The sequence below is a fragment of the Leptothrix discophora genome, from assembly GCF_030705305.1.
Classification (GTDB): domain Bacteria; phylum Pseudomonadota; class Gammaproteobacteria; order Burkholderiales; family Burkholderiaceae_C; genus Sphaerotilus; species Sphaerotilus discophorus.
In genome coordinates, this window is the sequence record NZ_JAUZEE010000003.1 from 134,325 (window position 1) to 149,490 (window position 15,166).

The window sequence follows — 15,166 nt, forward strand, 5'->3', positions numbered from 1 at the left end:
TCAGGCAAGTCCTTGGATGGTGATCGACGCCTCGGCGTGCGTCGGGTAGCTCAGGGTGATGGACCAGTCGGTCCAGAAGCCGTAGATCACGGAGGCGTCGATGTCGTCGGCGATCAGCCAGACGACCGGCTTCGCGCGGATGAGGCTCAGTGCGCGGGAGACGGCATCGACCTGCTCGCGCCGCATGGAGACGGGCACGGTGATGCGGCCCGACCAGGGTCGCTCGACGATGTCGGTGACGCCGTAGTCGTCGGTCTTCTTGCGCGAGTAGTCGACGATGCCCAGGGACGCGCCGGTGCGGGTGTCGCCCAGCGCGACCGCCGTGCCCAGCACGCAGGTGCCCACCGCGATGGACGTGGCCGACACGGCGGTGATGCGCACCGTGACCCTGCCGCCATGCAGGGGCGGCAGGTCGGTCAGGACGACCGTGCTCTGCAGGTCGATCGGCACCGCGAGGTAGTCGTACCAGGACGAGACGCCGGCCCGGTCGGCAAGGTCGATGGCGCGGCCGTAGGCAAGTTCCCCGGCGCTGGCATCGGTGTAGACGTCGACCTCGACGCGGGCGGCCTGCAGGTCCAGCAGCGCGATGCTGTCGCAGGCCGGCGGCAGGAAGTCGAAGGTCATGCCACCGACGGCCGTGGTGAGCGTGCCGACGGACCGGTCGAAGGCCGCCCATCGGTTGGCAGGACCGATGTCCAGCCAATGGGCCGCATCGTCTTCCGGCGGGGTCGCACTCGCCACGTCGACGATGCATTCGTAGACGCGGCGCGTGCCGGTGCGCAAGACCCGCGTGCCGGCCGCGTAGTTCACCCACGACGCGAAGCCGCCGGCGCTCCACTCAGGCCAGACCTCGCCCACCGTGCTGTCTGCGAGCACGTCGCTGGTGATGTCGATCGGGCGGATGAAGGTCGTCACGTCACCACCCGGACGGTGAGCGCATCGCCATCGGGCATGACGCGGTCGAGCGCGCGGGCGGTGGACTGCGTGGCGAGCACCAGTGCGGACGCCTGCACGCCCTGGTCCTGGCGCAGGCCGGCGAGTTCCGTGCCGAGTCGGACGACATCCGCCCGCAGCGCGGCCAGTTCGGCCAGCCAGGCCGCATGGCCCGAAGGATCGGCTGAAGCAGGGGCCGACGCCGGCATGGGCACGGCGGTGGGCTGCACGACCGGCAGCGCAGCCACAGGCGCTGGTGACGAAGGGCTCGTGCCGGCAGTCGCCGTCGCGGCGGTGTGGGCGGTCGGACCTGCCGAGTCGCCTGGAAAGCCGCCTGCCAGGCCCAGCCCGGCCGCCTGGATCGCCTCGCGGGTGGCGGTCAGGCTCGCGAGCGTCGACGCGCGCAGGCGAGCCAGCTCGATGCGGCTGCCCGCGCGCTCGTCGGCCAGTTGCAGCAGGCCCTGGCTGAGCGTGGGCAAGGACTCCAGTGCCGCCTGGTCACCGGCCCGCGCGGCCGCGCTGGCGACGGTGAAGCGGGCCTGGGCGGCCGCCAGCGTGCCGGCGGTGGTGCCGTCCCCGACCTGGAGCCCCTGGATGCGCTCGATCTCGTCGGTCAGGCCGCTGGCCAGGCCCTTGACGGCGTCCAGCAGGTCGCCGAAGCCCTTGCCCAGGCCGCTGAGGTTGCCCAGCAGGGTCTTGCCGGCCTGGTTGCTGGTGTCGATGCCGCGCAGCAAGGCGCTGTAGCCGGCGGCGGTGGCGGGCATGGCCAGGCCCAGGTCGGTGAACTGCTGCGCCAGGCGCTGGCCCTGGTTGCGCACGCGCTGGCCGGCGGGGATGAAGCGGTCCTCGAAGTCAGCCAGGCTGCCGGCGAACTTGTCCAGGCCGCCGGCGCCGGCCAGCAGGTCCGGGCCGAGCGCGCCGGCATCAAGGCCGAGCTGCCTCATGCGGGTGCGGGTGTCGTCGAGGGTGAGCCAGGTGTCGATCAGCTCGGTGTCGCTGCCCTGGAAGTTGCGGACCATGTCGGCCACGCCGTCGCCCAGCTGGCGGGTGGCGTCACGGCCCAGCAGGGCGCGACGGACCAGCGCCTGGCTGACGTCCTGGTCGCCCACGTCCAGGTCCGCGAGCCGGCCGGCGCCGAGGCCCAGGCCCTGCAGCGAGACGCGGGCGGACTCCAGCTCGGTGCCCACGCGGACGGTGGTCTCGTAATAGCCCTCGCCCACCTGGGTGAAGCGCTCCAGGCCGGGCATCGCGGCAAGGGCCATGCGGTCGGCCGCGGCGCTGAAGACGGCGTTGAGCTTCTCGACCTGCTGCGCCTGGCTCAGGCCCTTGAGGTCGATGCGGCCGAGGTCGACGACGTGCGCGTTCAGCCGCGCCTTGACGTCGTCCAGACCCTGGCCGAACTCGCCGGCCAGCGGGCCGGCGGCGGCGCGCACGCTGTCGGCCATCTGGCCCAGGACCAGCGAGAACTGCCGTTCGACCTCGGGCGCGGCATCGGTGGTGACGGTGTTGCGGCTGGTGCTGTAGGTGATGGCGAAGGCCTTGCGCTTCTTCACGACGTCGGAGAAGTAACTGGCATCGAGTCCACGCGCCTCGATGTCGCCCAGGGACTGCGGGCCGGCGCTGATGCCTTGGGCCTGGATCGAGGTCCTGGTGCCGAAGACGCCGCTGCGCAGCAGGGGCTCGAGGCCGCGCAGGGCGTTGTTCCGGAAGCCTTCCTGCACCCCGGTCGCCGCAGCCGCCGCCGACACGCCGCCGGTGCGTGCCAGCACGCTGGCCACGCCGCCGATGCGGCCCTCGATGCTGCGCAGGCTGGCAGCCATCTGCGCGCTGTAGCGCATGGTCAGGGTGTCGATGTCGGCCAGCCTTTCGATGCTGTTGCCGATCGATTCGCTGGCCTTGCCCGGCTCGCCCAGCACGGTGCCGGTGCCGGTGTTGGTGGGCGCGAAGCTGCCGGAGGACGTACCGCCCGAGATCGCCACGCCCAGCGCGGCAATGGCCGCGCCGGTGGCCACGCCAGCGGCCAGGTTGAGCGGGAAGGGCATGGTCCGGATGGCGTTGACGACGGCCTCGACGCCCTTGACGGCCGAGGTCGCCAGGCTGTTGCCCTGCTCGACGCCGGCACGCGCGGTGTCGCTGCCGGCCATGACGGTGTCACCGACCACCTTGGCGGTGGTGACCGTGCCGATCAGGCCGAGCTGCACCGCAGCCGTGCGCAGGCTCTCGGCCATCTGGTAGGCGCGGAAGACGCGTTCGGCCCGTTCGAGCCGGGCGTAGTCCTTGGAGCCCTCGCGGGCAAAGGTCTTGGCCGCGCCGAGCATGGCCGCGTAGCCGCCGATGCGGGCCTGGGCATGTCGGGCCTCGATGGCGGCCACCTGCTGCGACGTGAGGCCCTGCTGGGCCAGCGCGGTGGTGTAGCGCTGCTGCTCGTCGACCACGGCCGCGAAGGCGCCGGTGAAGGCCGCCAGGCTCTGGCTGGCCTTGTCGAAGCCGTCGGCGATCTGCAGGCCGGTGCTGGTGCCGAGGTAGTCGGAGACGATGCGGTCGCGGCGCTCGCCGGCGTCCTTGGCATCACGTGCGCCTTGCTCGCGCCCGTTCTTGCGGTTGATGAGTCCGGCCAGCTCGCGGCGCGAGGCGATCTCGCGGTTGATGGCGTCCACACGTTCCTGGTCGTGGTCGAGCATGGCCGCCGCCCGGGCTTCCAGCAGACGCTGGATGGTGACCTGCTCGATGGCATCGGCCAAGGTCATGCCGGCCATGCCAGCCAGGGCGGCGGCGGTCTCCTCGTCCTGCAGGGCCTGCACGCGCTGGGCCACGGCGGCGGCGCTCTGCTCGGTGGCCTGGACGATCTTGGCGTACTCGGCGGCCTCCTTCTCACGGGCGGCGGCGGCGGCACGGCCTTGCTCGACCATGAAGGGCTGACGCGCGATCAGCGCATCGACGGCACGCCGGTAGATCTCGACTCCGTCGCCGGAGAGCTTCCAGCCGGCGTGCAGTTGGCGCAGGTCGTCGTTGTAGCTGGCCGAGAGACCGGCCTGGGCATTGGCCAGATCACCGACCAGATTGCGGTAGTGCGCCAGCGCCTGGGCGTCGTCCGCGCTGGGCTTGACGAAGTGCGAGCGGATGCGCCGCTCGATGTCCTCGGGCAGGTTGCCCTTGAACTCGTCGGTGGCCTTCTTCAGCTCGGCCTGGAGCTTCTCGGCGTCGGTGGCGTACTTGGCAAGCCAGGTGTCGCGGACCGATCCGAACGCGACGGCCTTGGATCGCTCCTGCTCGACGTTCAGGGCTCGAACGCGACCCGCCAGATCTTCGTATTGACGCTTGAGGTTCGCGAGGTTGAAGGCCCAGACGTCATAGCTCATGGCAGCGGCAACGTCAGGTCTTTGCAGGCGGTCGATCTCGGTCTTCAGGCGTGCGAGCTGGTCGACACCGGGGCCTTCCGCCTTCAGGTCGGGCGCGGCGGTCCGCAGCCGGTTGCGCTCGCGCAGCTTGGCGATCTGGCGATCCAGGTCCGCGATGATCTGGTGGGTGGTCCATGCCACCGACTCCTGCGCATCCTGAGCGCCCTTGGTGGTGCTGGCACCCCACATGGCCCACGCTGTGGCGGCCGCGCCCGCCAGGGTGATGACCGTCCCGAGCGAGCCGCCCAGCATGCCGCTGGCCGCAGTCGCCAGGCTGCCGGCCTTCGCGGCATTCATCTGCGCCGTGGTCACCGCCGCCTGGGCCGCAAGCTGCGCCGCCAGGGCGGCAGAGTGCCGCTGCGTGGCCGCGATTGCCGCGTTCTGGGCAACCACCGAAGCACCCAGGCCGGTGGCATGCGCCAGGGTGGCGCGGGCGTCCGCGAGGACGAAGCCGGTGTGCATCGCCACCGCCTCGGCGCGGCGCAAGGTGGCCTGCGCGCTGGCCTCTTCAGCGACTCGGTCGGCCAGGATCTGGGCCCGCCGCGCCAGGGCCGCCCGGCCGGAACCCTCGATGCCAGCGACCACTTTCGCGAGCGCGACGGATGCCGCCACGCCCGCACCGCCGACCAGCAGGTTCATGTGTTCGGCCAGCGTGGCAATGGCCTGGGCGAACCCCCGTGACAAGCCCGTGCCCTGGTCCATCACGCCCAGTGTCTGCAGCAGGCTGTTGGACATGAGCGTGCTGGCCTGGCCGATGGTCATCGGCAGCTTGCGGAATGCGGCATCCACCGAACCCGCGCTGGCCTCCAGCGCGCGGATGATGGTCTCGGGCGTCAACGTGCCCGCCTCGGCCAGCTTGCGCAGCTCACCGACGCTGCGGCCCATGCCCTCGGCCAGCGCCTGGGCGAGCGGCGGGAACTGCTCCATGACGGAGTTGAGTTCCTCGCCCCGCAAGGTGCCGCTGGCCAGGCCCTGGGAGAACTGCATCAAGGCCGCCTGGGTGGATTCGGCACTGCCGCCGGCCAGGGTCATGGCCTGACCCATGGTGCGGGTGACGCCGAGCAGACGGGCTTCGCTGATGCCCAGCGCCTCGGTGCCTTGCCGCAGCTTGAAGTACACGTCGCCCAGGCTGGCCAGGCCCGTGCGCGTCTCCTGAGCAACGGCGAACAGCCTGGCCTGGGTCGACGTGGCTTCCACCGTTGAACGGCTCACGAGCCCGAGCTTGCCGATGAGGGCGGCGTACTCGTCCGTGCGCTGCGCGACGCCCGACAAGATCCCGCCCACTTGCGGCGACAAGGCGAAGGCGCTGGCGTAGTGCCCGGCTCGGCTGACCGCACCGTTGAGCCGCTCCGACGCCTTGGCGGCGCGATCGGACTGCGCGGCCATGTTGGCCAGCTGCGCCGACATGGTCTCGAAGATCCGCGCCGCGTCGCCCGTGCGCTGCACGTTCAGCGCCAGGCGCGCCAGCTGCGCCGTCGCGAGCTGCGTGCCCTGCACCGCAGCCGATGCATCGACGGCCAGCCTGAACTTGATGTCTTCCATGTTGCTAGACCTATAAAATCGGACGCATGTGGACCTTTGAACACTCAGCCTTGGCGCCCTTCGCCGCAGCCATCGCCTTCATCGTGGTGATGGCCCTGCTCGGCAGCGGCCTGGGCGGCTGGCTGATCCTGCTTGGGTTGGTGGTCTTGTGCACGGTCGCGATCCGCTGGGATAGCGCGCGGAAGAGGGAGCAGGAAGAGCGCGACGCATTCCTGCGTGCATTCCTCGAAAAGCATCGCCGCGAGAACGGCGAGGCCTGATCAGCCCCGTGCCCGCTGGCTCCCCTTGCGAGCCCATTCCTCCAGCGCCACCCGCTCCATCGCCTGCAGGCTCTCGAACACCGCATCGCGCCGACGCCGGGCGATGCCGGCCGATTCGATGACGCGCCAGACGCCCGCATAGTCCAGCCCCGTGGCACCGGCCATGCCCACGCGCCACTGGGTCTGCACGGCGCACCAGATGCCCCACGCCCGCACGTTGTCCGGCCACAGGTGCCAGGGCGTGCGCTCGCGCTCGGCGATGGCGCAGGGCTGGCCGCCCTCGCCCACCGCGCGAATGCCGGCCTGGGCCAGCAGGCGGGTGATGGGGTTGTCACGGGCTTCGCCACAGCGCTCACCACCTGGCTCATCGTGTGAGCCAGCCGGATCGCGCTGCAGCGTGAGGGCGTCGTCGTCATCGTCGTCATCCGCGTTGAAGTCGCCGCGCGCCGAGCGCCGCGCGGCCTCGATCAGTTTCCCCGCCGGCCCGCGTCGGTCTCGCCGATCTGCAGGGCCTGCATGTAGGCGACGTAGACGCTCTGCTCCATGCCGGCGAGGTCGAGCAGGCAGTCCAGCGCCTCGCGGCTGAAGGCCGCGTGCTGGCCGGCCTCGTCGAGCACCAGGCGCTGGCCGCGCCAGTCGTGGATGTTGTCCAGCAGGAAGTCACGCAGCAGGCCGTCGGCGCGGCCGGTGGCGATGTCGCGCAGCTCTTCGAGCGACAGGCGACGGGCCTGGACGCTGAAGTTGAAGGTGAGGTGGCGCGAGCCGTCCTTGAGCACGCCCTTGACGGGCACGTCGATGACGTTGCCCACGACCAGGCGGTACTTGCCAGGCGTGGGGGTGGCGTGCGGGGTGGTGTCGTTCATGGGTCCGGTCCTTGGGTGGGGCGATCAGGTCGATCAGGGCGATCAGGTCGATCAGGTCGATCAGGTCGATCAGAGCGAGACGATGCGCAGGTCGTCGTTGCCGCTGCTGGGCAGCAGCTTGGCGTCGAAGGCGACCAGGCGCACGCCGTCCTTGTCGGCCTTGGTGATGCCGGTGCGCTGGATCAGCGGCGCGTGCAGGATGTGCTTGTTGCCGGCCGCCGTGCCCAGCGTGATGCCCAGGCTGGTGGTGGTGTTGGCGATGATGTCGGCCAGCGCGGCGACCTCCTGCGCGGCGGTCAGTTCCAGCTCGAACTTGGCGCTGCAATCACGGTCGGTGATGTCCACGCGCTCCTCGGACAGGAACTGCATGAAGGCGAGCTTGTTGCCCAGGTCGATCTCGATGCCGGTGGAGTTGAACCGGGTGCCGCCGGTGAGCGCGCCCGCCGCGTAGGTGCAGCCCAGGGTGATGTCCACCACGCTGGCCTTGTTGACCACCGGCGGCACCTTCCAGGCTGTCAGCGTGGCCGTCGGGTTGGCCGTGGCGGTGGCGGTGTTGTAGACGCCGGTGAACTCGAACTGCAGCCGCGGCACCTCGCCAACCTTGGCGCTGAGCTTGCACGTGCCCATGGCGCCGGTGAGCTTGTGCAGCACGCCGTCGTCATGGCCGCAGAGGGTGAGCGTCTTCAGGCCGGTGCTGGCCGGCGAGTACTCGACCCGCGCCGGCGTGGCCAGCACGGCCTCCGACGCGGCGCAGGCCATCACCAGGTCGCCCCAGGCCGGGGCGGTGCCGGCCGCACCACTGCCGGCCAGCTCGACGGAGAAGGCGATCTTGGCGTTGTAGCTGCCCAGCAGCTGCATGCTGCCGCCGAAGTAGGGCAGGTAGAGCTTGCGGTCGACCAGCTTGGTCTCCAGCGGGGTGATGGTGACGCTGTCGGCGATCAGCACGGCATCGGCCGCGCCGGTGGGTGCGGCATCGGTGCCGGCGGTGGCTTCGAGCTTGGCCAGGATGACCATGTTCTTGACGTAGCGTGGCATGGCTTACGGCTCCTGCTGCGGGGTGGATGGGGTGGCCGGATCGGCCGGCTTGTCGCGGCTGACCCAGGCACCGGCGGTGTCGTCCCAGGCCCAGCGGCCGCCGCCGGGGATGGGGGTGGTGTCGGGCGAGTTGTCGGGCGAGTTGTCGGGCGCGGCGTCGGGCGCGGGGTCGGCCTTGGGAAGGGTCTTGGTCATGGTCTGGCGTTCCTCGTTCAGGTCTGGATGAAGGACAGGTCGTCGTCCGCGCCGCGCCAGCGCACGGACAGGGAAAGGTTCACCGCGCCGATGCGCTCGGCCAGGTCGTCGTCGTCGGGCCGCAGGCGCAGGTCGGGCATCAGCTCGAAGCCGGCGGCGCGCAGGCCGGCGATCGACTCGGCGCTGCGCAGTCGCCGATGCACGCGCACGACCAGCGCACCCACCGCCTCGTCGGCCGCCTGGCCGGCGTCCGCACGCGCGGCGCAGGACAGGTCGAGCAGGCAGGTCCAGTCCAGCGGCGCGCCGCTGCACAGCAGCGCCTTGCCGGCGCTGTCGCCCACGGCGACACCCACGGCATCGGCGATGCCCTCGGGCACCGGGCGGCCGAAGCGCCGGCTCACGCGCTGAGCCACCGGCGGGGCGGCCTGCAGCAGCGCGACGACGTGGCTGACCAGCGCGACATGGGCCAGCGTGGCGGCGGGGGCCGTGTCGCTCATGGCCGCTCCAGCTCCAGCACGGTCATGCCACCTTCGCTGACGACCTCGTCAAGCCGGCATTCGGCGACGCGCCAGGTGCCGCTGTCGGGCAGCACCAGCGCGAGGCCGACAGGCTGTGCAGGCGTCTGCACGCTCGGCAGCGTGTAGGTCGGCCGGGTGGAGGCGACGCCGAAGCCGTCGAACGGCGCGACGGCGTGCGGCCGGTCGAAGATGCCGGTCACGGCCACGCCGTCGAGCGTGCCGGCGGTGCCGAAGTCGGCCAGGACGGCGCGGAAGTCCTCGGTGAACATGCGTGCGCTGCGCCTCAGGTGACGGGTTCGGACGTGCCGGCCGGCACCTTGCGGGCCTCGCGCCGGGCCTCGGCCTGGGCCTCGCGGACCAGCCGGATCAGCTCGGCGCTGGCGGTGTGCTGCTTGGTCTTGCCGGGGTCGTCCTTGCCGTCGACGTAGAGGCCCTTGGCCGCGTTGACGATGCTGCGGGCGCTGTCGGCCTCCATCTCGGCGATGGTGTGGGCGGCCAGGTGGACCGGGCCGTCCATGGACGGGGCGAAGGTGTCGGCGGTGATGAGGACCTTCATCGGTGGATCTCCGTGTGTGAGGGTGGTGGGAGGCGCGGCGGCCTCAGCTGCGCAGGGCGTCGAGCACGGCCGCGAAGCTGGCCGGGCGGCGCACGGCGATGTCCATGTCCTGCAGGGCGATGATTCGGCGGCCGCCGGAGGTGGACAGCGTGATCGGGTCGATCACCAGGTCCAGGCCGGACCAGAAGCCCATCAGCAGCTCGCGCCAGGCGCCGAAGACGATGGCCGAGCAGGTGCCCACCGCCGTGCCCTTGGTGAGGTTGGCCGGGCAGTTCTGCGTGACGGCGGCGGGGTAGCCGTTGACGCTGTTGTCGGCCCACACCGCCTGGCCATTGGTGCTGCCGAAGACCTGGGTGAGCTTCAGGCGGGCGCGCATCTTGGCGTTGGTGACGTAGGCCATGGAGCCGATGTCGGCGTTGGCCAGCGCGATGGCCTCTTCGAGCGCGACCATGTGCTCGTAGGTCGGCACGCCGCCGTTGGCACCGATGGCGACCGCGCCGATGCCGGCCGTGTTGAGCACGCCGCGCGGCTGCGGCGCGCTGCCGCTGCCGGCCAGCGCGACGCGGTCGATCTCGACGGCGATGCCCATGGCCAGGTCGGCGCGCACCAGGGCCTCGATGCTCAGGGAGGGCTGCAGCAGCGTCTTGCGGCTGTAGTCGGTGAACATGCCCACGGTGCGCGGCGTCATCGTGACCTGGCCGAAGGCGGCCTGGGACTCGGTGACGGCCACGCCCTCGTCAACCCAGTAGGTGGCCGCGCCGGCGGTCTGCGAGGGGATGGCGATGTTGCCGCTCAGGCCGTCCAGCACGGTGGCGCCCAGGCCGGCGATGACCATGCGGTTGCGCAGCAGGTCGATGAAGCTGCCGGCCAGCAGGTCGGTGGCGACCAGGTTGCCGCCGGCCGTGGGCGTGCCCACGGTGAGGTCACGCTGCTGCAGGCGCTGCGACAGCAGCCGCACGGCATCGCGCGCGGCATCGGCCTGGTGGGCCACGTTGCCCTGCAGGATGTCCACCGGCACGGTGAAGCCGCTGCCGCGCTGCGCGGCCAGGTGGCCCTGCTCGTCGAGCGGGCGCAGCTTGCGGGCCTGCACGCTGCACTCGATCTCGAAGGCGGCGGCCTTCTGCGCGTCGCTGTCGTGCGGGTCGAGCATGGCGCGCATCAGGCGGGTGATGCTGTAGCCGCGCTGGTCCTTGGGCGAGAGGCCCAGCTCGGGCTTTTCGGCCGGACGGATGCTGCCGGAGACGGTCAGGCGATCCAGCACGGCGGCGCGGAAGGCGTCGACCGTGGTGCCGTCGTTGACGGCACGGTCGGCCTCATCGGCGAGCTTGTGGGCGCTGCCCATGGCGCGGATGACGCTGATGCGCTCGCGCTCGCGGCGGATGGCGTCGGTCTCGATGACGCGCACATCGACCGCGGCGGGGGCGGCGGCGGGCGGGGTGACGGGAGGGGTGACGGGAACGGTGGTGGCAAGGGTGGTGGCATCGCTCACAGGGGTCTCCTTCTTCTGAGCGGGGACGGCCGGGGCGGCCAGGGAACGGCCGATGCCCACGGTGGGATCGGCCGGGATGCTGACGAGGGACACCTCGTAGGGCGTCCATCGGGTGACGCGGTAGGTGGCGTCGGTGTCGGTGCGGGCTTCGAGCACCATCTCGTCGATCGCGTAGCCCACGCTGACCAGCTCGCGGATGCCGTCGATGACGTCGCGCATGACCTCCTCGCCCAGCGCGCTGCGCGAGAAGCGCACGGTGGCGCGGGCGCGCCGGTCGGTGTCGATCCAGGCCCGTTCGACCACGCCGATCTGCTGGTCGGGGCGGTGGTTGAGCAGCAGCGGGTGGCGGCCGTTGAGGCGGCTCAGGTCGACGGCAGCGGCGGTGCAGTCGAGGATCTCGGTGCCGAACCAGCGGTCATAGGGCAGCTCGGAGGCGAAGCACAGGTCGACGGTGCGGGCCTGCTCGTCGACCTGGGCACGCTGCTGCGCGAAGGCGCGGCGCTGGATGCCGGTGGTGGCCTGGCGGACGTCGTCGGGGATGGCGGTGCGGTCGATGGGCACGGTCATGGTCAGTTCCTGGGCGCCTTGGACGGCTTGGACGGCTTGGGGGCATCCACCGGGTCCGTGCTGGTGACGGGCGTGTGGACCATCGGCCCGAGCGGCTCGGTCTTGGCCTGCCACTCGATCAGCTCGGCCAGCACCTCGTCGGGGTCGTCGCCGGCCTCGGCGATGACGCGCTGCGGGCTGGTCAGCCGGGCCTCGATGCGGGCCCGCTGGGCCTCGATGGTCTTGAGCGGGTCCAGCGGCTGCCAGCGGTGCGGCTGCCAGCGGGCGGTCTGGGCGTAGAGGTCGAGGCGGTCGAAGGGCAGCGTGACCAGCTCGGGCACGGCCAGCAGCGCATGGCTCAACCAGCGCCGGTGCACGGGCTGGACGAAGCTCTCGATGAACCACTGCTGCAGCTCGGCCCAGAAGGTGCGCTCGCCCTCCAGGCCGAGCTGGCCGGACGAGTAGTTGACGTCCGACAGGTCGTTGCCCAGCGTGATGTAGGCGGTGCCCAGGGCGCTGGCGACCTGGCGCAGGCAGTCGCGCACGAAGGCGCCGTACTCGATGTTGGGGTACTCGTTCTCGAACGGCGTGGCCTTGAGGCCGGCGGGCAGGGTCTCCCAGTCGCCGTCCTGCACGGTGGCGAAGGCGGTGCCGTCCTCGTCGGTGCCGTCCTGCATGGGGGGGGGCATGGGCGCATCGGGCGCGACCTCGAACCAGCCGCCGCGTCGGGCGCTCTGGCGCGCCTTGTTGAGGCCGGACTGGGCGAAGTCATCGACCTGGTGGAGCTTCTTGAGCGCGGTGGCCATCCAGGGCACGCCGCGCAGCTGGTCGGCTTCCTCGGGCAGCATGAGGTGGATCGCCTCGTCGGCCGGCAGGCGGGTCAGGCCGGCCGGGTAGCCGGCGGAGGACTCGCCGTGCAGGTCCACCAGCTGGACGGTGCGCAGGTGCCAGGCCAGCACCCGGCCGTCGGCATCGAGCTCGATGCCCTGGCGGATGCGGCGTCCGCCCGGCAGGTCCATGTTCAGGCTGATGGCGATGGCATCGGCGCGGATGATCTGCAGCTGCAGCCGGTGCGGGCCGCGACCCGACAGGAAGCGCACCAGCACCTCGCCGTCGACGGCCACATGGCGCAGCACCAGGCGCTGCACGGTGCGCCAGCCGTGGCGGGCGGTGACCTCGCAGACGCCTGCACGGCCCCAGGTGGCCCAGGCGGCTTCGAGCCGGTCGTTGACGCCGCTCTTGAGCGCACCGCCGCCGGTGCGCACCCGCGACTGGTAGCGCACGCCCCAGGGGCCCAGGACGTTGCTGTGGACCATGCCCAGGAAGCGCCGCGCGGTGCCGTCGTTGCGTGCGGCGGCGCGGCTGCGGGCGCGGGTGGTGGCCAGGCCGGAGGCGGTGTCGACGTTGATGTGTTCGGCATCGGCCGACCAGCTGGCGACATCCGGCGTGGTCAGCGCAGCCAGGAAGCTGCGCTGCTGGCGGATGACGGCGCCGGCCGATGCCCGGATGGCCCGGACCCGCGCATCCACCGCCACCGTGGGCGTGTAGCCCAGGCGGCTGGCGATGCGGTGGAGCAGCGGCGGCGTCGACATGGGTGGCCATGTGACCCGCGAAAGCGGACATCGGACAGGGTCCGATGTCCGAACTTTTGCATGTGTGGCTCAGCCGGTGAGCCATGCATGCGGGGCCGATCAGTGCAACCCTGTTGCCGGGCCATCTGGGCGCTTGGGCGTCACCAGCACCTGTTCGACGGTCTTTTCGGAGCCGTCGTTGCGGGTGACGCGGGTCCGCTTCAGCCGATGGCGGCGGCTCGACGGGTTGGAAGACCGGGCACCCCTTGCAGGAACCGGCAGGGCGCGAGCCCTCCCATCGAGCCGCCAAAACTGGGGCACGAACGAAAAAGCCGCAGAACCTGTGCGGTGCCTGCGGCTTATCGCCACAGGGGTGCTTCGGGCTTCCAAACCCGGCCCCTCATGAGGAGAGGCGAGCCGAGTGTTGCCGAAGACGGCTGCGCATGTCAACGCTGGCATCGTCACATCCTGATGCGCAGCACGCGCCGCGTGGACAGGCCAGCGGCGAGGTCGGCCTCGGCCTTCTCGCGCTGGACCTCGCGGCGTGCGTGGTCGATGGCGCGGATGAGGTCGGCGGTGGTCTGGTAGGTCATCGACCGGCCCGCGACGGTGTAGCTGCCCACGGTGGCGCGGCCGGACTGGATGTGGGCCTGGTAGGCGGCTTCGAGGTCGGTGAGGATGGCCTGCCAGGAGACGGGCGGGGTCGAGGCGTTGGTCATCACAGCGCCGACTTGAACGCGTTCAGCAGCTGGGAGTGCCCCAGATACGTCGGGTGGATGTTGTCGGTGTGGATCGCGCCGACGTTGTCCCAGTGGTCCATCGTCGGCACCCAGGCCACCGGGTAGCCGAGCGCCTGGAACTCCGCGACGACCGACTGGATCACGGCATCAAGCGCATCGACCTCCGCGTCCGAGCCGTAGTTGTAGTTGGCACCACCGTTGTTCCAGAGGACAGTCTTCGGGGTCAGGCCCACGATGGCGGGGGCGCACTTCTGCGGCGCTTCGAGGCCGATCACGCAGTCGGCGAACCAGCTGCGATTGGATGAGCTGGTGATGCCGGGTGCCGGCAGCCCGTTGCTCAGGACGACCGTGTGCGCCTTGGCGTCGAGCGCCGAGTAGAGGCCAACGGTCGGCGATGCGGAATTTTCAGTGAATGCCGACACGCTGCCGCCACCGGATGCACTCGTCAGCGAGCCTGCAATCGCGTAGCCCGTGCCTGCTTGCTCACTGCCGTTCACGAGCGTGGTCAGGCTCCGACCGTCGATCGACACGAGCGTGTCGCGCAGGCCGGCCCAGTTGCCCGTCGTGGCCGGTCCACCATCGGCTGCGAGGATGCGCCCGGAGCCAATGCCGACGACCGCGATGGTGCCGGCCTCGATGCCCGTCTGCGTGAGCGTGGTCGTGCCGCTGGCCGTCAGCGTGGCGTGGTCGATGCCAAACCCGCCGGCAGCGCCTGAAAGCTTGTTCGAGAGGGACCATCGGCCGATCGTGCCCCCGGCCGCGTAGCTGCCGGTCGTCACGCTGCCGCCCACGGTCATGGCGTTGGCCGGATAGACGGTCTTGGCCCACTGCTGGCACAAGAGGAACCGCAAGCAGTTGCGGACCAGGGCCTGCATGCCAGGGCCGCCGCCCATGAAGCGAACGTCGTTGTAGCCGAGCAAGTAGGTCGCCGCGTACCGGGCGTTCGGCGCTCCTGCCGTGAACGCGTTGGCCTCGGTCGCGCGGATCGCGGCGGCCAGCCAGCCGTGGCCGTCCGCCGCCAGATTCTTGGCCGCCGGCGAGCCGCCCAGCGTGAAGCCAATGTGACGCGCGAAACGCTGCGCGTAGCCCTGTTCTGCGTAGACGGACGTCGCCGCACCGTGGGTGAAGCTATCGCCGAACAGGCGCAGTTCGGAGGCGTTGTTCCACGCCCATGCGGGGATGCGGTTGAGGCCCAGGGCGATGCGGGCGTCGGTCTGCGTGGTGGCCGACAACAAGGATCGGCCCGCCGCGCCCGCATCGGCGATGTCACCGACCGTCACGCCCCCAAGGCCCGACGGCGCCGCCTTCGTCCCCTGCGTGGCCTCGCGGGCATCTCCAACGGCAACGGCCGCGCCCTCACCGATCCAGCGCAGCGCGGTCGCGTCGTCGACGTCGTGCGTGAGACCTTCGGGCAAGAGGACGCCTTGGGCCCCGAACGTGGCGCGGCGCATCGTGATCTGCATGGTGGGCTCCGGTGGTCAGCAAGCGCCGCACGATGCCCGGCGCAGCGGACATGGGAC

At 71.1% G+C, this 15,166-nt stretch carries 14 protein-coding genes; 1 reads left to right on the plus strand and 13 read right to left on the minus strand.

From position 1 onward, the window contains the following. Window positions 1–915: a hypothetical protein gene (locus tag Q8X39_RS06790; RefSeq protein WP_305748899.1), complete on the minus strand. Its 915-nt coding sequence runs from the start codon at window positions 913–915 to the stop codon at window positions 1–3. Then, the gene (locus tag Q8X39_RS06795) at window positions 912–5,873 is read right to left on the minus strand and encodes a tape measure protein (protein ID WP_305748900.1); all 4,962 of its coding nucleotides are present in this window, start codon (window positions 5,871–5,873) and stop codon (window positions 912–914) included. The genes Q8X39_RS06790 and Q8X39_RS06795 overlap by 4 nt, the downstream gene beginning before the upstream one ends. A 26-nt stretch (window positions 5,874–5,899) precedes the next feature. On the opposite strand from Q8X39_RS06795, the gene Q8X39_RS06800 reads away from it, so the two are divergent. After that, window positions 5,900–6,133 (plus strand): hypothetical protein, encoded by a 234-nt coding sequence (locus Q8X39_RS06800; RefSeq protein ID WP_305748901.1) that lies wholly within the window; start codon window positions 5,900–5,902, stop codon window positions 6,131–6,133. Here Q8X39_RS06800 and Q8X39_RS06805 read toward each other — a convergent pair whose 3' ends face one another. The 11 genes from Q8X39_RS06805 to Q8X39_RS06855 all read right to left on the minus strand — a co-directional run bounded on the left by Q8X39_RS06805 (window position 6,134) and on the right by Q8X39_RS06855 (window position 15,109). Next, on the minus strand, window positions 6,134–6,421 hold the full coding sequence (locus tag Q8X39_RS06805; RefSeq protein WP_305748902.1) for a DUF1799 domain-containing protein: 288 nt from the start codon (window positions 6,419–6,421) through the stop codon (window positions 6,134–6,136). It lies immediately after the preceding gene. A 179-nt stretch (window positions 6,422–6,600) separates the two neighbouring features. Beyond that, the gene (locus Q8X39_RS06810) at window positions 6,601–6,996 is read right to left on the minus strand and encodes a hypothetical protein (RefSeq protein ID WP_305748903.1); all 396 of its coding nucleotides are present in this window, start codon (window positions 6,994–6,996) and stop codon (window positions 6,601–6,603) included. A gap of 69 nt (window positions 6,997–7,065) precedes the next feature. Further along, entirely contained in the window at window positions 7,066–8,031 is a 966-nt protein-coding gene (locus Q8X39_RS06815) for a phage tail tube protein (protein ID WP_305748904.1), read from the minus strand. A 3-nt stretch (window positions 8,032–8,034) separates the two neighbouring features. Further along, window positions 8,035–8,226, minus strand: a complete 192-nt coding sequence (locus Q8X39_RS06820; protein WP_305748905.1) for a hypothetical protein — start codon at window positions 8,224–8,226, stop codon at window positions 8,035–8,037. Between the two features lie 17 nt (window positions 8,227–8,243). Beyond that, window positions 8,244–8,723, minus strand: a complete 480-nt coding sequence (locus Q8X39_RS06825; RefSeq protein ID WP_305748906.1) for a hypothetical protein — start codon at window positions 8,721–8,723, stop codon at window positions 8,244–8,246. After that, window positions 8,720–9,013: a head-tail joining protein gene (locus tag Q8X39_RS06830; protein WP_305748907.1), complete on the minus strand. Its 294-nt coding sequence runs from the start codon at window positions 9,011–9,013 to the stop codon at window positions 8,720–8,722. Before Q8X39_RS06830 ends, Q8X39_RS06825 begins: the two co-directional genes overlap by 4 nt. 14 nt (window positions 9,014–9,027) lie before the next feature. After that, window positions 9,028–9,300: a hypothetical protein gene (locus Q8X39_RS06835; protein WP_305748908.1), complete on the minus strand. Its 273-nt coding sequence runs from the start codon at window positions 9,298–9,300 to the stop codon at window positions 9,028–9,030. Window positions 9,301–9,343: 43 nt separating this feature from the next. Continuing rightward, window positions 9,344–11,356 carry a phage major capsid protein gene (locus tag Q8X39_RS06840; RefSeq protein WP_305748909.1) on the minus strand — a complete coding sequence of 671 codons (2,013 nt, stop codon included), beginning with the start codon at window positions 11,354–11,356 and terminating at the stop codon, window positions 9,344–9,346. 2 nt (window positions 11,357–11,358) lie between these two features. Then, entirely contained in the window at window positions 11,359–12,927 is a 1,569-nt protein-coding gene (locus tag Q8X39_RS06845) for a phage portal protein (protein WP_305748910.1), read from the minus strand. 440 nt (window positions 12,928–13,367) lie between these two features. Then, window positions 13,368–13,625 (minus strand): hypothetical protein, encoded by a 258-nt coding sequence (locus Q8X39_RS06850; protein ID WP_305748911.1) that lies wholly within the window; start codon window positions 13,623–13,625, stop codon window positions 13,368–13,370. Next, complete coding sequence (locus tag Q8X39_RS06855) at window positions 13,625–15,109, minus strand: hypothetical protein (RefSeq protein WP_305748912.1); 1,485 nt, start codon at window positions 15,107–15,109, stop codon at window positions 13,625–13,627. The genes Q8X39_RS06850 and Q8X39_RS06855 overlap by 1 nt, the downstream gene beginning before the upstream one ends. Between the last annotated feature and the right edge of the window lie 57 nt (window positions 15,110–15,166).